Below are 23,480 nucleotides of genomic sequence, written 5' to 3' on the forward strand. Positions count from 1 at the left end.
GCTTTTTCATATCGGGAGAACGCTATGGGAATCGCACTGGTTACCGGCGGCAGTCGTGGCATTGGGCGCGCGACCGCGTTGCAGCTGGCAGATGAGGGTTACACGGTTGCCGTTAATTTTCATCATAATATTCGGGCTGCCACCGAGGTGGTGAATAAGATAGTCGCCGCTGGCGGGAACGCGTTTACCCTGCGCGCAGATATCAGTGACGAAGCGCAGGTCGTGGCGATGTTCGAATCGATCGACCGTGAAAATGAGCCGCTGGTGGCGCTGGTCAATAATGCCGGAATTTTGTTTGAACAAAGTACAATCGAAAACCTCTCTGCCGAGCGGATTAACCGCGTGTTAGCGACCAACGTGACGGGGTATTTCCTCTGCTGTCGCGAAGCGGTCAAGCGGATGTCGCACAAACACGGCGGTCACGGCGGGGCGATTGTGAACGTGTCGTCAGCGGCGTCGCGGCTGGGCGCGCCGGGGGAATATGTTGACTATGCGGCGTCGAAAGGGGCTGTCGATTCTCTGACGACGGGACTGGCGCTGGAGGTGGCGGCGCAGGGTATACGGGTCAACGGTGTGCGTCCGGGGCTAATTTACACCGAAATCCACGCCTCCGGCGGCGAGCCTGGACGGGTGGATCGCGTGAAGTCGATGTTACCTATGCAGCGCGGCGGACAGCCGGAAGAGGTGGCGCAGGCCATTGCCTGGCTGCTGAGCGAGAAAGCGTCGTATGTCACGGGCAGTTTTCTGGAACTGGCGGGCGGGAAGTAATGTAATGTTTGCCGGATAACGCTGCGCGATATCCGGCTTATATTCCCTTTCCCGAAAGAGCATGTAGGCCGGATAAGGCGTTTACACCGTCATCCGGCAAAAGCTCACAGCACCTCGCCGTTGCTGGCGATCACGGCTTTGTACCAGTCGAAACTCTTCTTGCGTGAACGGGACATGTCACCCGTGCCGTCGTCGTGCTTGTTCACATAGATAAAGCCATAACGTTTGCTGTACTGGCCGGTGGTGAAAGAGACGCAGTCGATACAGCCCCATGGCGTGTAACCCATCAGATCCACACCGTCATACGTGACCGCCTTCATCATCTCTTCGATATGGGTGCGCAGATAGTCAATGCGGTAGTCGTCGTTAATGCTGCCATCGTCTTCGACTTTATCGTAAGCGCCAAAGCCGTTTTCAACGATGAACAACGGTTTCTGGTAACGTTCATACAGTTCGCACAGCGAGTAGCGTAGACCCACCGGGTCAATCTGCCAGCCCCAGTCGGAGGCTTTGACGTGCGGATTCGGTACGCTGCCTTCGAACCCCGAAATGGCATCGCCACTGCCGCCTTCGGCCTTCACTGCGTTGGTCATGTAGTAACTGAAGCCGAGGTAATCGCAGGTACCTTCACGCAGAATCGCGGTATCGCCGTCTTCCATTTTAATGTTAAAGCCGCGACGCTCCCACTCGTTGAGGACATAGGACGGGTAGTAACCGCGCAACTGAACGTCAGTGAAAACATAACGCTCGCGCATGGATTCCTGGGCGAACATGACGTCTTCTGGCTTGCAGGAGAACGGATACAGCGCGACCATCGCCAGCATGCAGCCCACCTTCATCTCCGGATTGATGCGACGCGCCGCCTTCACGGCTAACGCGCTGGCAACAAACTGGTGGTGCAGCACCTGGTACATGGTCTCTTCCGGGTTTTCGTGCTCGGTATAAACAACGCCAGAGCAGCAATAGCCAAACAGCGGCGCACGCCAGTTGCGCTGGTTGTTGATTTCGTTGAAGGTCATCCAGTATTTGACCTTATGCTTATAGCGTTCAAACACCACTTCGGCAAAACGAACAAAGAAATCAACGACCTTGCGGTGAGTCCAGCCGCCGTACTGCTGAACCAGGTGCAACGGCATTTCAAAGTGAGAAAGGGTAATGACCGGTTCGATATTGTACTTGAGCAATTCATCAAACATGTCGTCGTAGAATTTCAGCCCTTCTTCATTTGGCTGTGTTTCGTCACCTTGTGGGAAGATTCGGGTCCAGGCGATGGACGTGCGGAAGCATTTAAAGCCCATTTCGGCAAACAGCTTGATGTCTTCTTTATAGTGACCATAAAAATCGACCGCTTCGTGGTTCGGGTAATATTTACCCGGCACCACCTGCTGAGTGATTTCACGGGGTACGCCATGCGCGCCGCCGGTCAGAACGTCACAAATGCTCGGTCCTTTACCGCCTTTGTTCCAGCCGCCTTCAACCTGATGTGCAGCAACCGCGCCGCCCCAGAGAAAATCTTTTGGTAAGGTGAGTTTTTTCATCGTTGCGTCATCTCAAATTAATACAAACTGATTTGAGTCTAACAAAGGGAAGGTAAATGTCACGATATAACAAAATAGCGAAACGGTAATTTGTTACCGCCAAAAAACAGTCTGTTTTTTTACGCTATTTTTTTCGCCAGCTTTCGGCCAAGGGATTCGAGAATATAAATAACGGGAATTTGCGTGGTGATATCGTACACGCCAGCAATGCGGGTTTGCGGCACATGCCAGGAGAGATTAAAGTCCGCCAGTTTGGCGAGGCGCGAGTGTTCATGGCTGGTAATCGAAAGCACTTTGCAGTTATGCAGGCTGAACTGGCTGGCAAAGCGCAGGATCTCTTCGGTTTCGCCAGAGACCGATAACACAATCGCCAGCGCATTACGTGCCATATCGTTTGTCACCGGGAAATAAGGATCATCAATGTGGTTGCTGAATTTCCCGACGTTTGAGAAAAAACGCGCGCCATATTTCGCCAGGGCACCTGAGGTACCGGCACCGACAAATATAATGCGCTCGGACGATAAAATAATCTCTACAGCCTGATCGAGTAATTGTTCAAATTCATCGTTATTTACGCCTTTAAAGAAACTGATAATTTCGCTGGCGCCAAAATTAGCCTGTTGCGGTTCGTTCTGCTCTAAATATAATTTAAAGCGTACGCGAAATTCAGAGTAGCCTTCACAATTAAACTTGCGACAGAAACGCAACACGGTGGTGGTCGATACTCCCGCCGCTTCAGCCAGCTCCCGAATGGTCATGTACATGACTTTGTCACGGTTCTTGATGACATAGTTGTAGACCAACATCTCAATGTTGTTGAGACTGGCGATGGCAGCGTGGGAGAACATACTCACTATGGCAATACTCACTCATCAGATTTTACCTAAAGGGAATAATAACATGCAGCCAAATGACATCACTTTTTTTCAGCGTTTCCAGGACGACATTCTGGCAGGGCGTAAAACGATCACTATTCGTGATGAGTCAGAATCTCACTTCAGGACCGGTGACATTCTGCGGGTAGGGCGTTTCGAGGACGATGGCTATTTTTGCACAATTGAGGTGCTGGGAACGTCAACCGTCACGCTCGACACGTTGACGGAAAAACATGCACAACAGGAAAACATGACGCTGGAGGAACTGAAGCGGGTGATTGGCGAGATTTACCCGAATCAGTCACAGTTTTATGTGATTGATTTTAAATGCCTTTGAATTAAATGAACAACTGTTAGTTGAAAAGTTCGTTTCAACATTTTGATTTATAACGATTAGTTTTAAAATGATATTTATTTTAGCTAACAGGTGTTCACTGGAACCATTCTCAGTTACGCTAGAGGCGCAATCACGAACAAGTTCGTTTCTCCGGAGTAAGTTATGGTCCAGAAGCCATTAATCGCGCAAGGATATTCACTGGCAGAGGAAATCGCCAACAGCATCAGTCATGGTATTGGGCTGGTGTTTGGTATCGTCGGTCTGGTGTTGTTGCTGGTGCAGGCGGTGGACATGAATGCCAGTGCGACAGCGATTACCAGTTACAGCCTGTACGGCGGCAGCATGATTTTGCTGTTTCTGGCGTCGACCCTGTATCACGCGATACCACATCAGCGGGCGAAGATCTGGCTGAAAAAATTCGACCACTGTGCGATTTACCTGCTCATTGCCGGGACCTATACGCCGTTTCTGCTGGTTGGGCTAAATTCACCGCTGGCGCGTGGGCTAATGATCGTTATCTGGAGTCTGGCGCTGCTCGGCATTTTATTCAAACTGACGATAGCCCACCGGTTTAAAGTGCTGTCGCTGGTGACCTATCTGACGATGGGGTGGCTGTCACTGATTGTGGTGTATCAACTGGCGATCAAACTGGCGGTGGGCGGCGTAACGCTACTGGCCGTAGGCGGTGTGGTCTATTCGCTGGGAGTGATTTTCTACGTCAGTAAGCGTATTCCCTACAACCATGCTATCTGGCACGGGTTTGTGCTGGGCGGCAGCGTATGCCACTTTCTGGCCATCTATTTGTACGTAGGACAGGCGTGATGTGATGCTTTACCGTCTTATCCGGACTACGACTATTCCCCGTAGACCGGATAAGCGAAGCGCCATCAGGTGCTGATGAATTACTCTTCCAGTGAATAGGGCAGCGGTTCGATGTGCAACGTGTTGGCATCGTCGCGCACGCGGAATACGCTGTCGGCCTCCATATCGTTGTTCATCACCACCTGTACCCGTAGCTGACCGTCATCCAGTTGCACTGCCGCGAGGACGGTGCCAGTACGACGCCAGTTCTCACCCATTTTCATTTCAAGATCGTCACCCGCTTCCGGTACACGACTGGCCTTACCCGCCAGAGACCATAACGCGCGTTTGTTCGCCCCGCGGAATTTCGCTCGCGCCACCATCTCCTGACCGGTATAGCAGCCTTTCTTAAAGCTGATACCGCCCAGCGCCTGGAGATTAGTCGCCTGCGGGATAAACTGCGCGCTGTTTGCTGAATCAATCACCGGCAGACCGGCCTCAATATCCAGCGCCAGCCATTGCTGACTGTTATTCAGTTCGGCTTCACCACGCAGTTTTTCGGTTACGGTTTCCGCGGTTGCCACATCGGTAACCAACAGGAAGCGTTCTACCGGATGTTCAAACCACAGCAGGGTCGTCGCTCCTTCATGCGTGACAGGCTTTTCGCTGTCGGGCAGTTCGCTGAACAGATTCACCAGTGCGGCACGCGCCTGGAAACCCGCCACACCCAGCAGTATGCGTTCGTCGTCTGGGGCAATCGTCACTTTCGAGAACACAGCGTATTTTTTCAGTTCGCCCACCTGCGCATCACGCAGACTACGGCGTTCAATCCAGGCAAAACCGTCGCCGTCGCGGAACAGCCGCAGGTTGCTCCACATTTTTCCTTTAGCGTCGCAGTGGGCGGCCAGGACGTGTTGGTGTTCAGTCAGTTGACTCACGTCAGCTGTCACCTGACCCTGGATATACTTCTCGCTGTCAGCCCCGGTAATCGTGGCCAGCGCCCAGTCATCTAACGTCATCAGCGTCAAGGGCAAACGCGCTGAAGCTGAGGGTTGACGAGGTGGAAATGGAGTAAATGCCATAAAAATGTCCTGATTTGCTTAACGCAGTGATAATGACTAATGGTAAAAGAGCTATGGCCCAATGCAAGCGCTTTGATAGTCCCATTTGTGCCTTATCTTACAGATTGCGAGGCGGCATTCAGAAAACATGAACCCATTGACTTATTGGGGATTTAATTAGCGATCGCGCTTGTGGTTACGGATATTCCCGCAAAACAGGATGAAAAACACGTTACAATAGCCGGGTAGTTCATTTGAGTGAGACAGGAAGAAGAACATGGATATTAACAATAAAGCACGTATTCACTGGGCATGCCGACGCGGTATGCGTGAACTCGATATTTCCATCATGCCGTTTTTCGAACATGAATACGACACGTTGAGTGATGATGAAAAACGTATTTTTATCCGCCTGCTGGAGTGTGATGACCCGGATTTATTCAACTGGTTGATGAATCACGGTAAACCGGCAGATGCTGAACTGGAGCAGATGGTACGACTCATCCAGACACGGAATCGGGATCGTGGTCCTGTGGCAATCTGATCTCCGCGTCTCATGGCGCGCACAGTGGCTATCACTCCTTCTGCATGGGCTGGTGGCCGCGGCGATTCTATTAATGCCATGGCCGCTGAGCTACACGCCGCTGTGGTTGATACTGCTTTCGCTGGTGGTATTTGACTGTGTCCGCAGCCAGCGGCGAATTAACGCCCGTCAGGGAGAGGTCAAACTTCTGATGGATGGACGACTCCGCTGGCAGGGGCAGGACTGGCTTATCGTCAGTGCACCGTGGATGATCAAAACCGGCATGATGCTGCGCTTGCGCTCAGAAACCGGTAAACGCCAGCATTTGTGGCTCGCGGCTGACAGTATGGATAAGGCGGAATGGCGAGATTTACGCCGCCTGATGATGCAACCGTCGACGCAAGGGTAGTGCCGACGAATGCCTGATGGCGGGCAGCTTTAAGGCCTACGATGCGGTGTGTCATGTAGGCCGGATAAGGCGTTCACGCCATCATCCGGCAAAACGGTTATCAGGAATAGTGCTCGGCCATTTCACCGAGAATCTGCTCGCACCACGCCTGAATACGCTCATCGCTGAGATCGTATTGATTGGTTTCATCCAGTGCGAGACCGACGAACAACTGCCCATCGGCAATGACCGGTTTAGGGCTGGTGAACTCATAGCCTTCGGTAGGCCAGTAACCGACGAATTTGACGCCTTTGGTCGACAGTTTGTCATGCAACATGCCCAACGCGTCAAGGAACCACTCGCCGTAGCCTAACTGGTCGCCCATACCGTAAAGCGCGACAATTTTGCCTTCGAGGTTGAGTTCGTCCAGTTGATCCCAGACGGCTTCCCAGTCCTCCTGAATTTCACCGAAATCCCAGGTGGGAATGCCTAAGATCAGCACATCGTACTGCTCCATCAGGGCCGGGGCATCATCTTTCAGATTATGCAGCGTCACCAGTTCCGGGCCGATGATGTCACGAATTTTCTCCGCAGCCATCTCGGTGTAGCAGGTGCTGGAACCGTAAAAAAGACCAATATTCATCGCGTAAACGTCTCAATACTTGCTATGACTTTGCGCGTAGTGTACCAGAAACCCGTATCATTGAGTCATAATGGCAGACTGCAGAATCAAAGGAGCAGATGTGGAACAGGATCTTGCGCGCATCGAACAATTCCTTGATGCGCTCTGGCTGGAGAAAAATCTGGCGGAAAATACGCTGAGCGCCTATCGCCGCGATCTGACCATGCTGGTGGAGTGGCTCGCGCACCGTCAGGTGTCGCTGGAAACCGCGCAAAGTGATGATCTGCAGGCCTTGCTGGCCGAGCGGATGGACGGTGGGTATAAAGCTACCAGTACCGCACGACTGCTGAGCGCGGTGCGGCGGCTATTCCAGCATCTTTACCGCGAGAAAATTCGCACCGACGATCCAAGCGCGACGCTGGCATCGCCCAAGCTCCCGCAGCGTCTGCCGAAGGATCTCAGTGAAGCGCAAGTAGAACGGTTATTACAAGCTCCCGTGGTTGACCAACCGCTGGAGTTACGCGATAAAGCCATGCTTGAGATTTTATATGCCACCGGACTGCGCGTGTCTGAACTGGTCGGACTGACGATGAGCGATGTCAGCTTGCGTCAGGGCGTAGTGCGGGTGATTGGTAAAGGCAATAAAGAGCGTCTCGTGCCATTGGGCGAAGAGGCGGTGTACTGGCTGGAGACGTATCTGGAACATGGGCGTCCGTGGCTGCTGAACGGCGTATCGATTGACGTGCTGTTTCCCAGCCAGCGCGCGCAGCAGATGACGCGCCAGACCTTCTGGCACCGCATTAAGCACTATGCCGTCTTAGCGGGAATCGACAGTGAAAAGCTGTCGCCGCACGTTTTACGCCACGCATTTGCCACGCATTTGCTCAATCATGGCGCCGATTTACGCGTGGTGCAGATGTTGCTGGGTCACAGCGATCTCTCCACCACGCAGATTTATACTCATGTTGCGACAGCGCGCCTGCGTCAACTTCATCAACAGCATCACCCAAGAGCGTGAATGCTGAGCGAACAGGAAAGGTTATGAAAAAAGGTTTAATGCTGTTTACCCTGCTGACCACTGCGTTTTCCGGCCTGGCACACGCCGACGACGCCGCGATCCGTCAGTCTCTGACGAAACTGGGCGTGCAGAGCACGGATATTCAACCCGCCCCGGTTGCCGGGATGAAAACGGTGCTGACCAACAGCGGCGTGCTGTATGTGACTGAAGATGGTAAACACATCATTCAGGGGCCAATGTACGATGTCAGCGGCGCGACGCCAGTCAACGTGACCAACCAGCTGCTGATGAAGCATCTGAACGCGCTGGAAAACGAAATGATCGTCTATAAGGCGCCGCAGGAAAAACACGTCATTACCGTCTTTACCGATATCACCTGCGGCTACTGCCACAAGCTGCATGAAGAGATGAAGGATTACAATGCGCTGGGCATTACCGTGCGCTATCTCGCCTTCCCGCGTCAGGGACTGGATAGTCAGGCCGAGCAGGATATGAAGTCCATCTGGTGCGCGCAAGACAAAGCCAAAGCGTTTGACGACGCGATGGCAGGCAAAGGCGTGAAAGCGGCGACCTGCGAGGTGAACATCGCGGATCACTATGCGCTGGGCGTACAGTTTGGCGTAAGCGGTACACCTGCGATTGTGCTGAGCAACGGCTATGTCGTGCCAGGCTATCAGGGACCGAAAGAGATGAAAGCGTTTCTTGACGAGCACCAAAAACAGACCAGTGGTAAGTAATTCGCGTGAAACAACAGATACAACTTCGTCGGCGGGAAGTCGATGAGTCGGTAGAACTGCCTGCCGACCTTTCGCCGCTGCTACGTCGCCTGTATGCCAGCCGTGGCGTACGCAGTGCTCAGGATCTTGAGCGCAGCGTCAAAGGCATGCTGCCATGGCAGCAACTGAGTGGCGTCGAAAAAGCGGTCGAAATTCTCTATAACGCCTTTCGCGAGGGGACGCGCATCATTGTTGTCGGCGATTTCGATGCGGATGGGGCGACCAGTACCGCCCTGAGCGTGCTGGGTATGCGCGCTCTGGGCTGCGATAACATCAGCTACCTCGTGCCAAACCGCTTTGAGGATGGTTACGGCTTAAGTCCGGAAGTGGTCGATCAGGCCCATGCGCGTGGCGCGCAGCTGATCGTCACCGTCGATAACGGTATCTCTTCCCATGCCGGTGTGGATCACGCCAGGGCGCTGGGGATCCCGGTCGTGGTCACCGATCACCACCTGCCGGGCGAGACGCTGCCCGCCGCCGAAGCCATCATCAACCCGAATCTGCCCGATTGTGATTTCCCCTCGAAATCGCTGGCCGGTGTGGGCGTGGCGTTTTACCTGATGCTCGCCCTGCGCACCTTCCTGCGCGACAAAGGCTGGTTTGACGAACGCGGCATTGCGCCGCCAAACCTGGCGGATCTGCTCGATCTGGTCGCGCTGGGCACTGTGGCGGACGTGGTGCCGCTGGATGCCAACAACCGAATCCTCACCTGGCAGGGCTTAAGCCGCATTCGTGCCGGGAAATGCCGTCCGGGGATCAAAGCGTTGCTGGAAGTGTCCAACCGTGATGCGCAAAAACTCGCCGCCAGCGATTTAGGGTTTGCGCTTGGTCCGCGTCTGAATGCGGCGGGTCGGCTGGATGATATGTCCGTTGGCGTGGCGCTGCTGTTGTGCGATAACATTGGCGAAGCGCGGGTACTGGCTAACGAACTGGATGCGTTAAACCAGACCCGTAAAGAGATTGAACAGGGAATGCAGGCGGAAGCGCTGACCCTGTGCGAGAAGCTGGAACGCAGTCGCGAAACGCTGCCCGGAGGTCTGGCGATGTATCATCCTGAGTGGCATCAGGGGGTGGTCGGGATCCTCGCCTCGCGCATTAAAGAGCGTTTTCACCGCCCGGTGATCGCTTTCGCACCGGCTGGCGATGGCACGCTAAAAGGCTCCGGACGTTCCATTCAGGGACTGCACATGCGTGATGCGCTGGAGCGGCTGGATACGTTGCATCCGGGGTTGATGATTAAATTCGGCGGCCATGCGATGGCGGCGGGACTGTCGCTGGAAGAGGCAAAATTCGACCTGTTCCAGCAGCGTTTTGGCGAGCTGGTCACGGAATGGCTGGATCCCTCGCTGTTACAGGGGGAAGTGGTCTCTGACGGCCCGCTCAGCGCCGCGGAGATGACGATGGAGGTTGCGCAACTGCTGCGTGATGCCGGTCCGTGGGGGCAAATGTTCCCGGAACCGCTGTTTGACGGGCGTTTTCGCCTGCTTCAGCAGCGTCTGGTTGGCGAGCGACATTTGAAAGTGATGGTCGAACCCGTTGGCGGAGGACCGCTGTTAGACGGCATCGCCTTTAACGTCGACACTGCCTGCTGGCCGGATAACGGCGTGCGCGAAGTCGATCTGGCCTACAAACTGGATATTAACGAATTTCGCGGCAACCGCAGTTTGCAGATCATCATCGATAATATCTGGCCCGTGTAATCTGACCAATTTCCCGTCACTATTCTCTATAAATAAGCGCGTGGATTGGGTACAATCCCGCTCTTATCACCGCATTTTGACAAGTCCAATAAAAGAAATCAGACCATGTTTGAAATTAATCCGGTAAAAAACCGCATTCAGGACCTCACGGAGCGCTCTGACGTTCTTAGGGGGTATCTTTGACTATGATGCCAAGAAAGAGCGTCTGGAAGAAGTAAACGCCGAGCTGGAACAGCCTGACGTCTGGAACGAACCCGAACGCGCACAGGCGCTGGGTAAGGAACGTTCCTCGCTTGAAGCGATTGTCGACACCCTCGACCAAATGTCTCAGGGTCTGGAAGATGTTTCCGGCCTGCTGGATCTGGCTGTAGAAGCCGACGACGAAGAAACCTTTAACGAAGCCGTTGCTGAACTCGATACGCTTGACGAAAAACTAGCGCAACTGGAGTTCCGCCGTATGTTCTCCGGCGAATATGACAGCGCCGATTGCTACCTCGATATCCAGGCCGGTTCCGGCGGTACTGAAGCGCAGGACTGGGCAAGCATGCTGGAGCGTATGTATTTGCGCTGGGCAGAAGCACGCGGCTTCAAGACCGAAATTATTGAAGAGTCAGAAGGGGAAGTGGCCGGGATCAAGTCCGTGACCATTAAGATTTCTGGCGAATATGCCTACGGCTGGCTGCGTACGGAAACCGGCGTTCACCGTCTGGTGCGTAAGAGCCCGTTCGACTCCGGTGGTCGTCGCCATACCTCGTTTAGCTCCGCGTTCGTTTACCCGGAAGTGGATGACGATATTGATATCGAAATCAACCCGGCGGACCTGCGTATCGACGTGTATCGCGCATCCGGTGCGGGCGGTCAGCACGTTAACCGTACGGAATCCGCGGTGCGTATTACCCACATCCCGACCGGGATTGTGACGCAGTGCCAGAACGACCGCTCCCAGCACAAGAACAAAGACCAGGCCATGAAGCAGATGAAAGCGAAGCTTTATGAACTGGAAATGCAGAAGAAAAACGCTGAGAAGCAGGCGATGGAAGACACTAAATCCGACATCGGCTGGGGAAGCCAGATCCGTTCTTACGTCCTTGATGACTCCCGCATTAAAGACTTGCGTACCGGGGTTGAAACCCGCAACACGCAGGCGGTGCTGGATGGCAGCCTGGATCAATTTATCGAAGCAAGTTTGAAAGCAGGGTTATGAGGAACCAACATGTCTGAACAACACGCACAGGGCGCTGACGCGGTAGCCGATCTTAATAACGAACTGAAAACGCGTCGTGAGAAACTGGCTGGCCTGCGTGAGCAGGGTATCGCCTTCCCGAACGATTTCCGTCGCGATCACACCTCAGACCAACTGCATACTGACTTCGATGCGAAAGAGAACGAAGAGCTGGAAGCGCTGAACATCGAGGTGTCCGTTGCAGGCCGCATGATGACCCGTCGTATCATGGGGAAAGCGTCCTTTGTGACGTTGCAGGACGTGGGTGGCCGCATTCAGCTGTACGTTGCCCGTGACGATCTGCCGGAAGGTGTTTACAACGAGCAGTTCAAAAAATGGGATCTCGGCGACATCCTCGGCGCCAAAGGAAAGCTGTTCAAAACCAAAACCGGCGAACTGTCTATCCACTGCACCGAATTGCGTCTGTTGACCAAAGCGCTGCGTCCGCTGCCGGATAAATTCCACGGTTTGCAGGATCAGGAAGCGCGTTATCGTCAGCGCTATCTGGATCTCATCTCTAACGATGAATCCCGCAACACCTTTAAAGTGCGTTCTCAGATCCTGGCAGGCATCCGCCAGTTCATGGTCGGTCGCGGCTTTATGGAAGTTGAGACCCCGATGATGCAGGTGATCCCAGGCGGCGCGTCTGCGCGTCCGTTTATCACCCATCACAATGCGCTGGATCTGGACATGTACCTGCGTATTGCGCCGGAACTGTACCTGAAGCGTCTGGTGGTTGGCGGCTTCGAGCGCGTATTCGAAATCAACCGTAACTTCCGTAACGAAGGGATCTCCGTGCGTCATAACCCAGAGTTCACCATGATGGAACTCTACATGGCCTATGCGGACTATAAAGATCTGATCGAACTGACCGAGTCTCTGTTCCGTACGCTGGCGCAGGACGTGTTGGGTAAAACGGAAGTGCCTTACGGCGATGAAGTGTTCGACTTCGGCAAACCGTTCGAAAAACTGACTATGCGCGAGGCTATCAAGAAATACCGTCCGGAAACGGAAATGGCTGAACTGGATAACTTCGACTCCGCCAAAGCGATCGCTGAATCTCTCGGTATCAAGGTCGAGAAGAGCTGGGGTCTGGGCCGTATCGTGACGGAAATTTTCGAAGAAGTGGCCGAAGCGCATCTGATTCAGCCGACGTTCATTACCGAATACCCGGCAGAAGTGTCTCCGCTGGCGCGTCGTAATGACGAGAACCCGGAAATCACCGATCGCTTTGAGTTCTTCATCGGCGGTCGTGAGATCGGTAACGGCTTTAGCGAGCTGAACGATGCGGAAGATCAGGCGCAGCGCTTCCAGGATCAGGTTGACGCGAAAGCGGCGGGCGACGACGAAGCGATGTTCTTCGACGAAGACTACGTCACCGCGCTGGAGCACGGTCTGCCGCCGACCGCGGGTCTGGGTATTGGTATCGACCGTATGGTGATGCTGTTCACCAACAGCCACACCATCCGTGATGTGATCCTGTTCCCGGCGATGCGTCCGGTCAAATAAGCTTCACGGCGACGGCTAATAAAAAACCCCGGCTGACATGCCGGGGTTTTTTATTGCTGACGGCTAAAGTTAAGGAGTGACGCTCGCGCCGTATCGTTTGACGCCTGCATCACCATCCACGGGCTGAAAGCCCACGGCGTCGCGTCAATTCCGCGTAAAACCTCCTCCAGATCGCTCCACTGATAATCCATCACTTCATCGCGATTGACCTGCAGTTCACTGGTCACCCGTGCTGCATAGACCGGGCAGACCTCATTCTCGACGATCCCACTGGGATCGGTCGCGCGATAGCGAAATGCCGGGTAGACGGGAGTCAGACTGGCAATCTCTACGCCCAGCTCATAACGACAGCGGCGGATAACAGCCTCTTCGTGACTTTCACCTTGTTGAGGGTGGCCGCAGACCGAGTTAGTCCAGACGCCTGGCCACGCTTTTTTTTCCAGCGAACGGCGAGTCACCAAAAGCTGTCCCTCTGTATTGAACAGCCAGGAGGAGAAGGCGAGATGCAATGGTGTGTTAACGGTGTGGGCGGTATATTTTTCCAGCGTGCCGGAAGGGGTGTCCTGTGCATCCAGTAAAATGACGTGTTCCTGTCGCATAATGTCTCACTGTCAATCTCAAGCGCACACCAGTATATGAGATCTCACGATGAAATGATTAACGCCGGGAGCGTTTAACACAGGAATGTGACATCCGCATCTTGCGGTACGGATGTCGGGAGCGGGGCGTGATTTTAGAAAAACAGCAGCATAAACCGGAAGCGACTTTCGATACCCAGCGCAATGCCGTCAGAAATGGCGGGTATCGACATCAGCATGAGCAACAGCAAGGTAATCAGGCAGCGCCAAAAGAGATTCATGCTATTCATCCTGCTGATTTTTTTTCAGCTTGCGCATCAGTAACCACATTCGAACCGTTCTGACCTTCAGGTTTTTATCCGAGACGGATTCCTGCACCAGCCCGGTATGGTGGTGGTAGCCATTGAAAAACAGATTCAGTACGACAGCGCTGAAGGTGGCAAGCATAATTCCGCTGTGCAGTAACGGCTGGAGAACGGCAGGCAGGCGAGAGAAAAAGTCATGCGATAACGTCGGCGTCATGCCGACGCCCAGGCTGATGGCCACAATGTAGAGGTTGTAACGGTTCGTGGTGTAATTGCAGCGCGAGAGAATGCGGATCCCGGTTGCCAGTACCATACCAAACATCACCAGACCCGCGCCGCCGAGGACGAACTGCGGAATGGAGGCGACCAGAACCGCCATTTTCGGCACCATGCCAAACAAAATTAAGATGACGCCGGAAGCGATGCAGACCCATCGACTGTGCACGCGCGTGACGCTGACCAGGCCAACGTTTTGGGAAAATGAGGTGTGGGGAAAGCTGTTAAACAGTCCGCCAATCATTGTCCCGACGCCATCCACGCGCAGGCCGCGAATGATATCCTGCGATGAGAGTTTGCGACCGACGATTTCGCCGAGCGCCAGGAACATCCCCATCGATTCAATAAACACAATGATTAACACAGCCGTCATGGTCAGAATCGACACCGGATCAAAGACAGGGGTGCCGAAGGCCATCGGTGTGACAATCGCGAACCACGAGGCATCGTGCAGGCCTGACAAATTCACTTCATTCATCATCCATGACAACGCAAAGCCAAAGATGATCCCCAGCAGGACCGCGACGTTGGACATGAAGCCTTTGGCAAATCGGGTGATTAATAAAATAAAGATTAAGACCGCAAATGAAATCCCTAAATAGACCGGATTCCCATACTCAGGATTACCTTTTCCGCCAGCAGCCCAGTCAACGCCCACCTGAATAATGCTCAGACCAATCGAGGTGATCACCACGCCCGTTACCAGCGGTGGAAATAAGGGCATCAGGCGACCGACAAGCGGCGCTAAGAGTGTGGTGATCGCGCCAGCGGCAATGGTTGAGCCAAAAATGCCCAACAGACCGATATCCGGATTGATGCCAATCGCAATCATCGGCGTCACCGCGGCAAACGTCACCGACATAATCACGGGCAGGCGAATCCCCATAAAGCGACCGATGCCAATACATTGCAGCAGGGTCACGATCCCGCAGCAGAAGAGATCCGAGCTGATTAACAGCGCAATAGCTTCTTTGCTGAGGCCGAGTCTGTCGCCAATCATCAGCGGTACAGCGACCGCGCCTGCGTACATGACCAGCACATGCTGTAAACCGAGGACAACCAGCTTGCCAGGCGATAATATACGGTCGACCTCATCGGTGGCGCGGCCTTGCCCCGACGGTGAGGGAAGTTGGGAATCTATGGCGCTCATGCGTTTTCTCCTGAATGGCGAGGCCGATAGAACAGCTCCGCGCGCGTTGGCGCGGAGCCTCGCTTAAATAGCCCATCCGCCGGCGTAGAACGCCACCAGCGCGACGGTAATAATGACGGTACCGATGTTCAGCTTCTGCCATTCCCGGGCAAAAACGCGACCGACAACCAGCGTCACGAAACCGAGCATAATGCCGGTGACGATATTGCAGGTCAGGACGATAAAGACCGCGCAGACCAGACCGGCCATCGCATCGATGAAGTCATTGAAATCCAGTTTTGAGACATTACTGAGCATCAGTAAGCCGACGTACATCAGCGCAGGCGCCGTCGCATAGCCGGGTATGAGGTAAGAGAGAGGCGATAAGAACAGGATAAGCAAGAACAAACAGCCGACGATGGCGGCGGTCAGTCCTGTTTTTCCACCGGCGGCGGTTCCCGCAGCGGATTCAATATAGACGGCGGCCGGCGCTGCGCCCACCAGACCGGAGAATACGGAGCTGATGGAGTCGCTGGTCAACGCTTTACCGCCGTTGATGATTTGGTTGTCTTTATCCAGCAGATTCGCTTGTCCGGCGACGGCGCGGATGGTGCCGGTCGCATCAAATACCGCCGTCATCACCAGCGCCAGTACGCTGGGCAGCACCGCAGGCTGTAAGGCGCCCATGATATCAAGACTGAAAATCAGAGACTTACCGTCTTCACCGCTCAGGCTGGGCATGGCGACCAGGCCGTGATATTTAACGGCAGGGTCAAATATCAATCCGATAATCGAGATGGCGATAATCACCAGCAGGATCCCGCCAGGGACGCGGCATTTCTCCAGCCCGAAGATGACCGCCAAACCCAGCAGACTCATCAGAACCGGAAAAGAGGTAAATGCGCCGAGTGCCACCGGAAGCCCTTCCAACGGGTTTTTAATCACCATACCGACGCCGTTCGCCGCGATCAGCAACAGGAACAACCCGATGCCAATCCCTGTGCCATGCGCGATACCCATGGGTAAGTTTCGTAAGATCCAGGTCCGGACGCCGGTGACCGAGATAGCGGTAAAAATGACCCCCATCAGGAAAACCGCGCCGAGGGCGACAGGAATAGAAATGTGTTGTCCCAGCACCAGGCTGAATGCGGTGAAGGCGGTCAGCGAAATAGCACAGCCAATCGCCATCGGCAGGTTGGCCCACAGGCCCATCAACAGCGAGCCGAAGCCTGCGACGAGGCAGGTGGCGACAAAGACGGCGGCGGGTGGGAATCCCGCTTTCCCCAGCATTCCGGGCACGACTATGACCGAATAGACCATCGCCAGAAAGGTGGTCAACCCGGCCAGTATTTCCTGACGCACGGTACTGCCACGCGCCGTAATCTTGAAGTAATTATCCAGCGCGCTGCGTGGTTTCGACGCGCCGGGGGTTTGCAGAATATCTCCAGACATAATGATGTCCTCAGCAGGATGTTAGCGTTCTGTCAGGTCCGTTCGTACACCAGACGTCCGTCGACGTAAGTGCGGTAAATTGAGCGATCGTCGCCCAGCGTCATCATCACGAACAATTTGTCGACCAGGGATGTAGAGTTGTCATAGCGCAGTTGTTGCAGCGGCGTCGCTGTCGGTTCCAGCACCACAAAGTCCGCCTCTTTGCCCGGCATAAAGTTACCAATCAGATCGTCGAGGCCCAGCGCTTTCGCGCCGCCGAGCGTCGCCAGGTAAAAGGCTTCGTATGCCGAGAGTCGGTACCCCTGTAGTTGCACCACTTTGTAGGCTTCGTTCAGCGTTTGCAGCATGTTGAAGGTGGTACCGGCGCCGATATCGGTTCCCATACCGACGTTGATCTTCTTCCTCCAGGCTTTTTGCAGATTGAACAAACCGCTGCCGAGGTAGAGGTTTGAGGTCGGACAAAAGGCGATGCTGGAGTGGGTTTCGCTCAGGCGATCCCACTCTTTCTCTTCCAGATGGACACAGTGGGCGAAGACGCAATTTTTGCCGGTCAGCCCGTACTGGTGGTACACATCCAGATAGCCGTCATGTTCAGGATAGAGTTCTTTAACCCAGGAAATTTCGTCTTTGTTTTCAGAGAGATGGGTATGTACCCAGGTGTCGGGATATTCTTCCCGCAGACGCTGCGCCATCGCCATCTGTTGCGGTGACGAGGTCGGGGCAAAGCGCGGCGTGATGGCATACAGCAGGCGGCCATTTTTATGCCAGCGCTCAATCAACGCCTTACTTTGCAGGTAGCTGCTCTCGGCGTCGTCCAGAAGATAATCCGGCGCGTTACGATCCATCATCACTTTGCCGGCGATCATGCGCATATTGATATGGCTGGCGGCTTCAAATAGCGCATCCACGGACTGCGGATGCACCGTGCCAAAAACCAGCGCGCTGGTGGTGCCGTTACGCAACAGTTGCTTGATGAAAAAAGCTGACATCTCGCGTGCGTATTCCAGATCCTCATAGCGTCTTTCGGTCGGGAAGGTGTGCTTATTCAGCCATTCCAGCAACTGCTCGCCATAGGCACCGACCATTTCACTCTGGGGGTAATGGATATGCGTATCAACGAATCCCGGCACGACCAGTTTTCCGCGATAGTCACGGACACGGATGGCGTCAGGGATCCGCTGTTTTCCTGCTTCCCACTCACCAAACCATTCGACTTTTCCCTGGCGAATCAGCAGCAATCCGTCTTCCAAAAATCGCAGCGCTGAGGCGATCTCTTCCGGGTTTTCAACGGTGCGGGTGACATCAATAAAGCTGCCGCGTACCGCTTTCAACGTGTGTTCTCCAGACATCGTAAACTCCTTTACCGTTAATCCGTTTCCTCCGGGGAGACGATGCCCGGCAGCACTTCTTCAGGCCGGTAGCCTCCTGGGAGAATGATATTCAGTAGAATGGCGGTCAGACCGCCCGCGCAGATGGGGTTTTCCACCAACACATAAATTGAGGCCGGCAGGATTTTGAATATTTCCGGGTCATAGGAGACGCCCAGCCCCAGTCCCAACGAGGTGGCAACAATCAGCGTTTCACGGCGCTTAAGCCCGTTCGTGATGATGATGCGGATCCCGGCGATTGCGATCATCGAGAACATTAGCGTCATCGCGCCCCCCAGCACCGCCGAAGGAATAGTGGTAAAGAAGCCGCCAATCATGGGAAACAGTCCAAGCAGCACCAGCATGACGGCGATGGTGCGGCCGATATAGCGAGAGGCGACGCCGGTCATCTGGATAACGCCGTTGTTTTGCGCAAAGGTCGTCAATGGCAGTGAACCCACTGCAGAGGCAATAACGGAGACCAGCCCATCGGCCAGCACGCCGCCCTTCAGGCGTGACTGGTATTCATCTCCCTGAATGGGGCGTCTGGACACCATCGCGGTCGCGGTAATGTCGCCGACGGCTTCCAGCACGCTGAGCAGATAAATGGTCCCCACCACCAGAAAGTGATGAAAGTTGAACTGGAAACCGTACTTAAAAGGGGTCGGGATGGTGACCCACGGCAGATTGCGCATACTGCTGAAATCCACCATGCCCAGGCACAAAGAGACGATATAACCCACGCACAGCCCGATCGCGATGCCGCCCATTCTCAGTAACGGACTGCGGCAGCAGTTAAAACCGATCACCACGATCAGCACCAGCAACCCGACGCCGATATTCTCGTAATTTCCGTAGGTGCCGCTGCTTTTCGCCGCAAAGCCGCCGCCAAAATCGATAATCCCGACTTTAATCAGGCTCAGGCCAATCATCAGCACCACAATTCCGCTGACGGTCGGCGTGATGACCCTGCGCAAGTAAGGCAAAATGAAAGACGATCCCACCACCAGAAATGCCCCGACAAATGAAACGCCAAGCAGCGATGACATGATCAACTCTTCGTGGAATCCATCGTTTTTCATCCCGCTGCCCAGTGCAATCATTACCGTGACAAACGAAAAGTTGACCGACTGAATCGAGAGTAAGCCGGAACCGACCATGCCATAGCGATTGACCTGCAGCCAGGTGCCGATGCCAGATGCAATCATCGCCATTGAGACCAGATAGGCGGTGGTTTCCGTTGAGAGCTGCAGCGCGGTGCCAACAATTAATGCGGGCGTGACCATGGGGACAAAGATGGCCAGCAGGTGGGTGATCGCGCCGATAATAGACTGATGAAAGGGAGGGCGATCCTCCAGTTCGTAAATCAGATCTGAGCCTGCACGTGATATATCAGACATCCCTTCACTCCTTAATAAGTAAATTTGATCATCTGAATCAGCAGAATTAAATTCTGCGAATTTGAGGCGCAGGTTGCCCTGAGAACGGCTTATCTCATTTCCGCAGACGGCATTTAATCGTTATTGAGTCATGTGAGCGGGCCGCCTGAGCGGCCCACGTTGTTACATTTTTTCCAGCGCGGTCAGTATTTTCTCCGGTGTGAAATGCCATTCGCGTAACCATACGCCACAGGCATCATGAATAGCGGTGGCAATGGCCGGTGCCGCGCCGTTAACGCCAATTTCAGAGATCGATTTGGCACCAAAGGGGCCAACCTTATCGTCGCTTGGCACCAGAACGGCACGAAAATCCCGAGGGATGTCGCCAATTTTTGGCGCACCGTAACTGCGCAGATCGCGGGTCAGCGGATGGCCTTCGGCATCATAGAGGATCTCTTCGCTCAGACTATGGCCAATGGCCCGCATTGACGCACCGTAGATTTGCCCGAGTGCGAGTTCCGGGTTGACCGGTGTGCCACAGTCCAGCAGTGCGTAGAACTTGTCGAGACGGATTTCGCCGGTTCGGGTATTCACCGCGACTTCGGCGAAGTTCGCCCCATACGGAAATGCGAAGTCTGCGGTGATGTAACTGGCCGTGGCGACCAGCGTGCCAAAACCAGTTCCCGTCTCCGCTTTGTGCGCGATCTCAGCGTAACTCACTTCGCCCTGCTTGCCGCGTACAACGCCAGGTGCTACCAGTTGAACATCAGCAACGGGTTCACCCAGCATCTGCGCCCCATGAAAGAGGATTTTCTCACGCAGGTTTTCTGCTGCCTTACGTGCCGCGTTCCCCGAGAAGCAGGTGCCGGATGAGGCGTAAGCGCCTTTGTCGAAGAGTGCATGGTCAGTATCGCCGGAAATGACATGCACTTCCTCTGGCGCACAGTGCAGCACTTCCGCCGTCAGTTTAGTGACAACCGTATCCAGCCCGGTGCCAATATCTGCGCCGCCGGAGTGGACGATGAAAGTGCCATCGGACTCCAGTTTGATCATGCAGTTCGCCTGATCGATGTCCGGGATCCCTGATTTCTGCATAATAATGGCGACCCCGCGACCGGTACGCCAGTCACCGTCCTGTGGTTTGGGCGACGACCAGTCGATCATCTTCCGTCCCTGACGCAGGATCGCTTCCAGTGCGCAACTGGCGGCGGAAGGAACGGAGGTTGGCGCTTTCCCTTCACCGATCGCGCCGAGAATTTTCAGTTCCTGTCCCTCGTGAACCCGATTGCGTTCGATGATCTCCAGTTGATCAATGTGCAGTTGTTCGGCAAGTTCGGCTAACGCCATCGTCATCGCAAAGGTGCCTTTCGGCGCGCCATAGCCCTGATACGCCCCCGTCGGACAGATATTGCTGTAGTAGGTGGTGACCTGGAAATCGACGTTGTCGCAGGGGTACAGCGGTAACGAGAGCGCCGGGCCGTTGCTCGGCACCGTCAACGAATGGTTGCCATATGGGCCAGTATTGGCGCGGAAGTCCATTTTGACCGCCGTCAGGCGACCATCTTTCTTCGCGCCAAGTTTGACCGTGACTTTTGCAACGTGACGGGAGGTATTGGCAATAAACTCCTCTTCACGGGTATAGCGGAAATAGACCGGGCGTCCGGTCACGCAGGTCGCCCATGCGCAGACTTCTTCCAGCAGGATGTCCTGTTTAGAACCAAAGCCACCGCCGACGCGTTCCTTAATGACGTGGACTTTGTGCTGCTTCATGCCAACGAGACGGGCAACCTGGCGGCGAAGGTGCCACGGTACCTGAGTTGAGGCGTGAATGATCAGGCGATCGCCGTCCATGCGCGTAAAACAGATGTGAGGCTCTGCCGGACACTGCTGCGCCTGTGTGGAGTGATAAGTGCGCTCGATGATCACATCCGCTTCGGCAAACCCTTTCTCCATATCGCCGATATGACCATGAATGCTGGCGGCGATATTTTTCCGCGGGCGTGAACCAATCGGGAAGTTGATGACCATGTGCTCGCCACGTTGGGCGGCATGGCGGTTATCTTCTTCCAGTGTCTGTGGCGCGCCTGCAACGTACACTACCGGTTCATCGTGTACGACGGGTGCATCGTCTGCCATGGCTTCGTCTATCGACAATACCGGCTTAAGCACATCATATTTCACATCAATGAGTTCGAGCGCGGCCAGCGCAATCTCTTCGCTCTCTGCAACCACGGCGGCAACACGATCGCCGACATGGCGCATTTTTTTGCCGAACATGCGGCGGTCAAGCGGGGAGGGTTCAGGCGCGCTCTGCCCGCCGGGCGTATAATAGATGTCCGGGCAGTTGCGGTGGGTGATCACGTGAACCACGCCGGGCAATGCTTCGGCTTTGCTGACGTCGAGATGAGTGATCAACGCATGGGCGTGCGGACTGCGCAGCATTTTAATTACGCAGCCGTCTGGGGTGATACGGTCTTCCACATAGCAGGGTTTGGCCTGGACCATTTTGGCCGCATCGGTTTTTGGCCAGGGTTTACCAATCACCGCGAGATCGTCGCGGAAAGTGGGGGCGACAGTCATACGGGCTTGTGGATCGTTTTTACGCGCCACCGCCAGTTCGATCACCTGATAATATTGCTGCCAGCCCGCATCACGACTGAACAGGCCGGACAACGCATCGTCAATCTCTTCACGGGTAGGATTCGCGATTCGTTCCAGCAGTTCGGTGATGATCAATGCGGCCGCCGGATCGTTATAACCGGACTGCACGACGCCGACATCCACCATCGCCTGTTGTACCAGGCTCAACGCATTCCATTGACCGAGTGATTCGCTGGTGCGAATCTCCGCGTGATCCAACTGCGCGGCAATCAGTAATGAGGCATTGACGATGCGACCGTTGTAGAGAATCGCGTCCGAACCGGCGAAACCGAATCCGTCATCACTGTTGCGCACGGAGTGCATGCCGAAGCTAAACAGCAGCTTCTGTACGTTTTCGCCCGGGTTAATCTTCATTTCACGGGCCATGCCGTTCAATGTGAAGTGAATCATCATACAACGTCCTCCCCGGCCATCAGACAGTCGGCATACAGATCGGCGACAACCACGCCGGTGATATAGCGCTTATAGGCCGCGCTGCCCCGAATATCATCCTGTGGGAACAGGGCGTTTGCGACCGCCTGTTCCAGTTCCGTACCTTCTCGCGTTTGTGTTTCCACGTCACGCAGGCGCAGTGCTTTGTCCGCCACGCCGTCCAGCGCGATGCACATGCCACCGTGTTCTGTTAACGCGACCGCCGCTGTCACGACGGTTAATCCGGCCTGTGAACGGCTCACTTTGCGCGTGGCGCAAGGGCGGAAGGGATCTTTAATGATAATTTCGGTGAGCAGGCGATCGCGTGGATCGGCGAGATAGCTTTCCAGCGACAGGGTTTCGCCATCACCACACACCAACTGGGCGTCCAGCGCCAGCAGGACGGGGAGTAACACGGACTCTTGCTGTTGCGCGGCAATCTCGCCGCCGAGGGTCGACTGGTTGCGAAGATGGCGGGAGTAGATAAAGCCTATCGCCTCACGCAGTGCCGCCGGGAGATAGCGGGCGTCATGCAACGGTTGCAGGCGAGTCATCGCCCCGATACGCAATGCGCCATTGTCCCAGTCGATCCACTCCAGTTCCAGATCCTGCAATGAAATGGCAATCCGCTTATCGGTACGCGTTGGCGTGGCGTTAAGTTTGCTGCCCCCGGCAAACCAGACGGCGTCCTCCTGATAGCGGCGCTTGAGTTCCAGCGCCTGGTCAACGGAGTCGGGCCTGAAAAATTGTTCAATCATCATCATTCCTCATCACTCCCTCTCCC

At 54.8% G+C, this 23,480-nt stretch carries 22 protein-coding genes; 10 read left to right on the forward strand and 12 right to left on the reverse strand.

Annotation, left to right across the window (positions count from 1 at the left end; genetic code table 11):
- Nucleotides 1–24 precede the first annotated feature (24 nt).
- Nucleotides 25–768 (forward strand): SDR family oxidoreductase, encoded by a 744-nt coding sequence (locus C2U53_RS13955; RefSeq protein ID WP_042999359.1) that lies wholly within the window; start codon nucleotides 25–27, stop codon nucleotides 766–768.
- Between the two features lie 104 nt (nucleotides 769–872).
- Here the strand turns inward: C2U53_RS13955 and bglA are convergent, their stop codons facing one another.
- Together bglA and C2U53_RS13965 are read right to left on the reverse strand one after the other, a co-directional pair.
- On the reverse strand, nucleotides 873–2,306 hold the full coding sequence (gene bglA / locus C2U53_RS13960; RefSeq protein WP_044264420.1) for a 6-phospho-beta-glucosidase BglA: 1,434 nt from the start codon (nucleotides 2,304–2,306) through the stop codon (nucleotides 873–875).
- 119 nt (nucleotides 2,307–2,425) lie between these two features.
- On the reverse strand, nucleotides 2,426–3,154 hold the full coding sequence (locus tag C2U53_RS13965) for a MurR/RpiR family transcriptional regulator (RefSeq protein ID WP_104446027.1): 729 nt from the start codon (nucleotides 3,152–3,154) through the stop codon (nucleotides 2,426–2,428).
- A gap of 52 nt (nucleotides 3,155–3,206) precedes the next feature.
- Between C2U53_RS13965 and yqfB the strand changes: the two genes are divergently transcribed.
- Both yqfB and C2U53_RS13975 read left to right on the forward strand, forming a co-directional pair.
- Nucleotides 3,207–3,518, forward strand: a complete 312-nt coding sequence (gene yqfB / locus C2U53_RS13970) for a N(4)-acetylcytidine aminohydrolase (RefSeq protein ID WP_042999362.1) — start codon at nucleotides 3,207–3,209, stop codon at nucleotides 3,516–3,518.
- A gap of 162 nt (nucleotides 3,519–3,680) precedes the next feature.
- Nucleotides 3,681–4,340, forward strand: coding sequence for a hemolysin III family protein (locus C2U53_RS13975; RefSeq protein ID WP_042999363.1), 660 nt, complete (start codon nucleotides 3,681–3,683; stop codon nucleotides 4,338–4,340).
- 80 nt (nucleotides 4,341–4,420) lie between these two features.
- Here the strand turns inward: C2U53_RS13975 and ygfZ are convergent, their stop codons facing one another.
- Entirely contained in the window at nucleotides 4,421–5,401 is a 981-nt protein-coding gene (gene ygfZ / locus C2U53_RS13980; RefSeq protein ID WP_042999364.1) for a tRNA-modifying protein YgfZ, read from the reverse strand.
- Between the two features lie 256 nt (nucleotides 5,402–5,657).
- Between ygfZ and sdhE the strand changes: the two genes are divergently transcribed.
- Together sdhE and C2U53_RS13990 are read left to right on the forward strand one after the other, a co-directional pair.
- Nucleotides 5,658–5,924: an FAD assembly factor SdhE gene (gene sdhE, locus C2U53_RS13985; RefSeq protein ID WP_042322123.1), complete on the forward strand. Its 267-nt coding sequence runs from the start codon at nucleotides 5,658–5,660 to the stop codon at nucleotides 5,922–5,924.
- Entirely contained in the window at nucleotides 5,905–6,312 is a 408-nt protein-coding gene (locus tag C2U53_RS13990; RefSeq protein ID WP_044254016.1) for a protein YgfX, read from the forward strand. Before sdhE ends, C2U53_RS13990 begins: the two co-directional genes overlap by 20 nt.
- Before the next feature lie 100 nt (nucleotides 6,313–6,412).
- Here the strand turns inward: C2U53_RS13990 and fldB are convergent, their stop codons facing one another.
- Entirely contained in the window at nucleotides 6,413–6,934 is a 522-nt protein-coding gene (gene fldB, locus C2U53_RS13995) for a flavodoxin FldB (protein ID WP_042999366.1), read from the reverse strand.
- A gap of 100 nt (nucleotides 6,935–7,034) precedes the next feature.
- Here fldB and xerD point away from each other — a divergent pair, with 100 nt between their 5' ends.
- The 5 genes from xerD to lysS all read left to right on the forward strand — a co-directional run bounded on the left by xerD (nucleotide 7,035) and on the right by lysS (nucleotide 13,138).
- On the forward strand, nucleotides 7,035–7,931 hold the full coding sequence (gene xerD, locus C2U53_RS14000) for a site-specific tyrosine recombinase XerD (RefSeq protein ID WP_042999367.1): 897 nt from the start codon (nucleotides 7,035–7,037) through the stop codon (nucleotides 7,929–7,931).
- A 23-nt stretch (nucleotides 7,932–7,954) separates the two neighbouring features.
- Nucleotides 7,955–8,668 carry a bifunctional protein-disulfide isomerase/oxidoreductase DsbC gene (dsbC, locus tag C2U53_RS14005; RefSeq protein WP_042999368.1) on the forward strand — a complete coding sequence of 238 codons (714 nt, stop codon included), beginning with the start codon at nucleotides 7,955–7,957 and terminating at the stop codon, nucleotides 8,666–8,668.
- Nucleotides 8,669–8,673: 5 nt separating this feature from the next.
- Nucleotides 8,674–10,407, forward strand: coding sequence for a single-stranded-DNA-specific exonuclease RecJ (gene recJ / locus C2U53_RS14010; RefSeq protein WP_104446028.1), 1,734 nt, complete (start codon nucleotides 8,674–8,676; stop codon nucleotides 10,405–10,407).
- Between the two features lie 105 nt (nucleotides 10,408–10,512).
- A protein-coding gene (prfB, locus tag C2U53_RS14015; protein WP_099433741.1) for a peptide chain release factor 2 occupies nucleotides 10,513–11,611 on the forward strand; the annotation gives its coding sequence in 2 pieces (ribosomal slippage) (nucleotides 10,513–10,587 and nucleotides 10,589–11,611; 1,098 coding nt in all).
- 9 nt (nucleotides 11,612–11,620) lie between these two features.
- A complete protein-coding gene (gene lysS, locus C2U53_RS14020) occupies nucleotides 11,621–13,138 on the forward strand; it encodes a lysine--tRNA ligase (RefSeq protein ID WP_044254020.1) in 1,518 nt (505 codons plus the stop codon).
- 50 nt (nucleotides 13,139–13,188) lie between these two features.
- Here lysS and idi read toward each other — a convergent pair whose 3' ends face one another.
- The 8 genes from idi to ygfM all read right to left on the reverse strand — a co-directional run bounded on the left by idi (nucleotide 13,189) and on the right by ygfM (nucleotide 23,454).
- Nucleotides 13,189–13,737, reverse strand: a complete 549-nt coding sequence (gene idi, locus C2U53_RS14025; protein ID WP_054176761.1) for an isopentenyl-diphosphate Delta-isomerase — start codon at nucleotides 13,735–13,737, stop codon at nucleotides 13,189–13,191.
- 134 nt (nucleotides 13,738–13,871) lie between these two features.
- On the reverse strand, nucleotides 13,872–13,997 hold the full coding sequence (locus C2U53_RS30320; protein WP_099433739.1) for a hypothetical protein: 126 nt from the start codon (nucleotides 13,995–13,997) through the stop codon (nucleotides 13,872–13,874).
- 1 nt (nucleotide 13,998) lies between these two features.
- Entirely contained in the window at nucleotides 13,999–15,447 is a 1,449-nt protein-coding gene (locus C2U53_RS14030; RefSeq protein ID WP_044327227.1) for a nucleobase:cation symporter-2 family protein, read from the reverse strand.
- Nucleotides 15,448–15,510: 63 nt separating this feature from the next.
- Nucleotides 15,511–16,878, reverse strand: a complete 1,368-nt coding sequence (gene ghxQ, locus C2U53_RS14035; RefSeq protein ID WP_042999373.1) for a guanine/hypoxanthine transporter GhxQ — start codon at nucleotides 16,876–16,878, stop codon at nucleotides 15,511–15,513.
- A 32-nt stretch (nucleotides 16,879–16,910) separates the two neighbouring features.
- Nucleotides 16,911–18,227 carry a guanine deaminase gene (guaD, locus tag C2U53_RS14040; protein ID WP_104446029.1) on the reverse strand — a complete coding sequence of 439 codons (1,317 nt, stop codon included), beginning with the start codon at nucleotides 18,225–18,227 and terminating at the stop codon, nucleotides 16,911–16,913.
- A 17-nt stretch (nucleotides 18,228–18,244) separates the two neighbouring features.
- Entirely contained in the window at nucleotides 18,245–19,645 is a 1,401-nt protein-coding gene (locus C2U53_RS14045) for an NCS2 family protein (RefSeq protein WP_042999375.1), read from the reverse strand.
- A 162-nt stretch (nucleotides 19,646–19,807) separates the two neighbouring features.
- The gene (locus C2U53_RS14050; protein WP_104446030.1) at nucleotides 19,808–22,678 is read right to left on the reverse strand and encodes a molybdopterin-dependent oxidoreductase Mo/Fe-S-binding subunit; all 2,871 of its coding nucleotides are present in this window, start codon (nucleotides 22,676–22,678) and stop codon (nucleotides 19,808–19,810) included.
- Complete coding sequence (gene ygfM / locus C2U53_RS14055; protein WP_042999377.1) at nucleotides 22,675–23,454, reverse strand: molybdopterin-dependent oxidoreductase FAD-binding subunit; 780 nt, start codon at nucleotides 23,452–23,454, stop codon at nucleotides 22,675–22,677. Before ygfM ends, C2U53_RS14050 begins: the two co-directional genes overlap by 4 nt.
- Between the last annotated feature and the right edge of the window lie 26 nt (nucleotides 23,455–23,480).

The organism is Citrobacter sp. CFNIH10, from assembly GCF_002934585.1.
Classification (GTDB): domain Bacteria; phylum Pseudomonadota; class Gammaproteobacteria; order Enterobacterales; family Enterobacteriaceae; genus Citrobacter_A; species Citrobacter_A amalonaticus.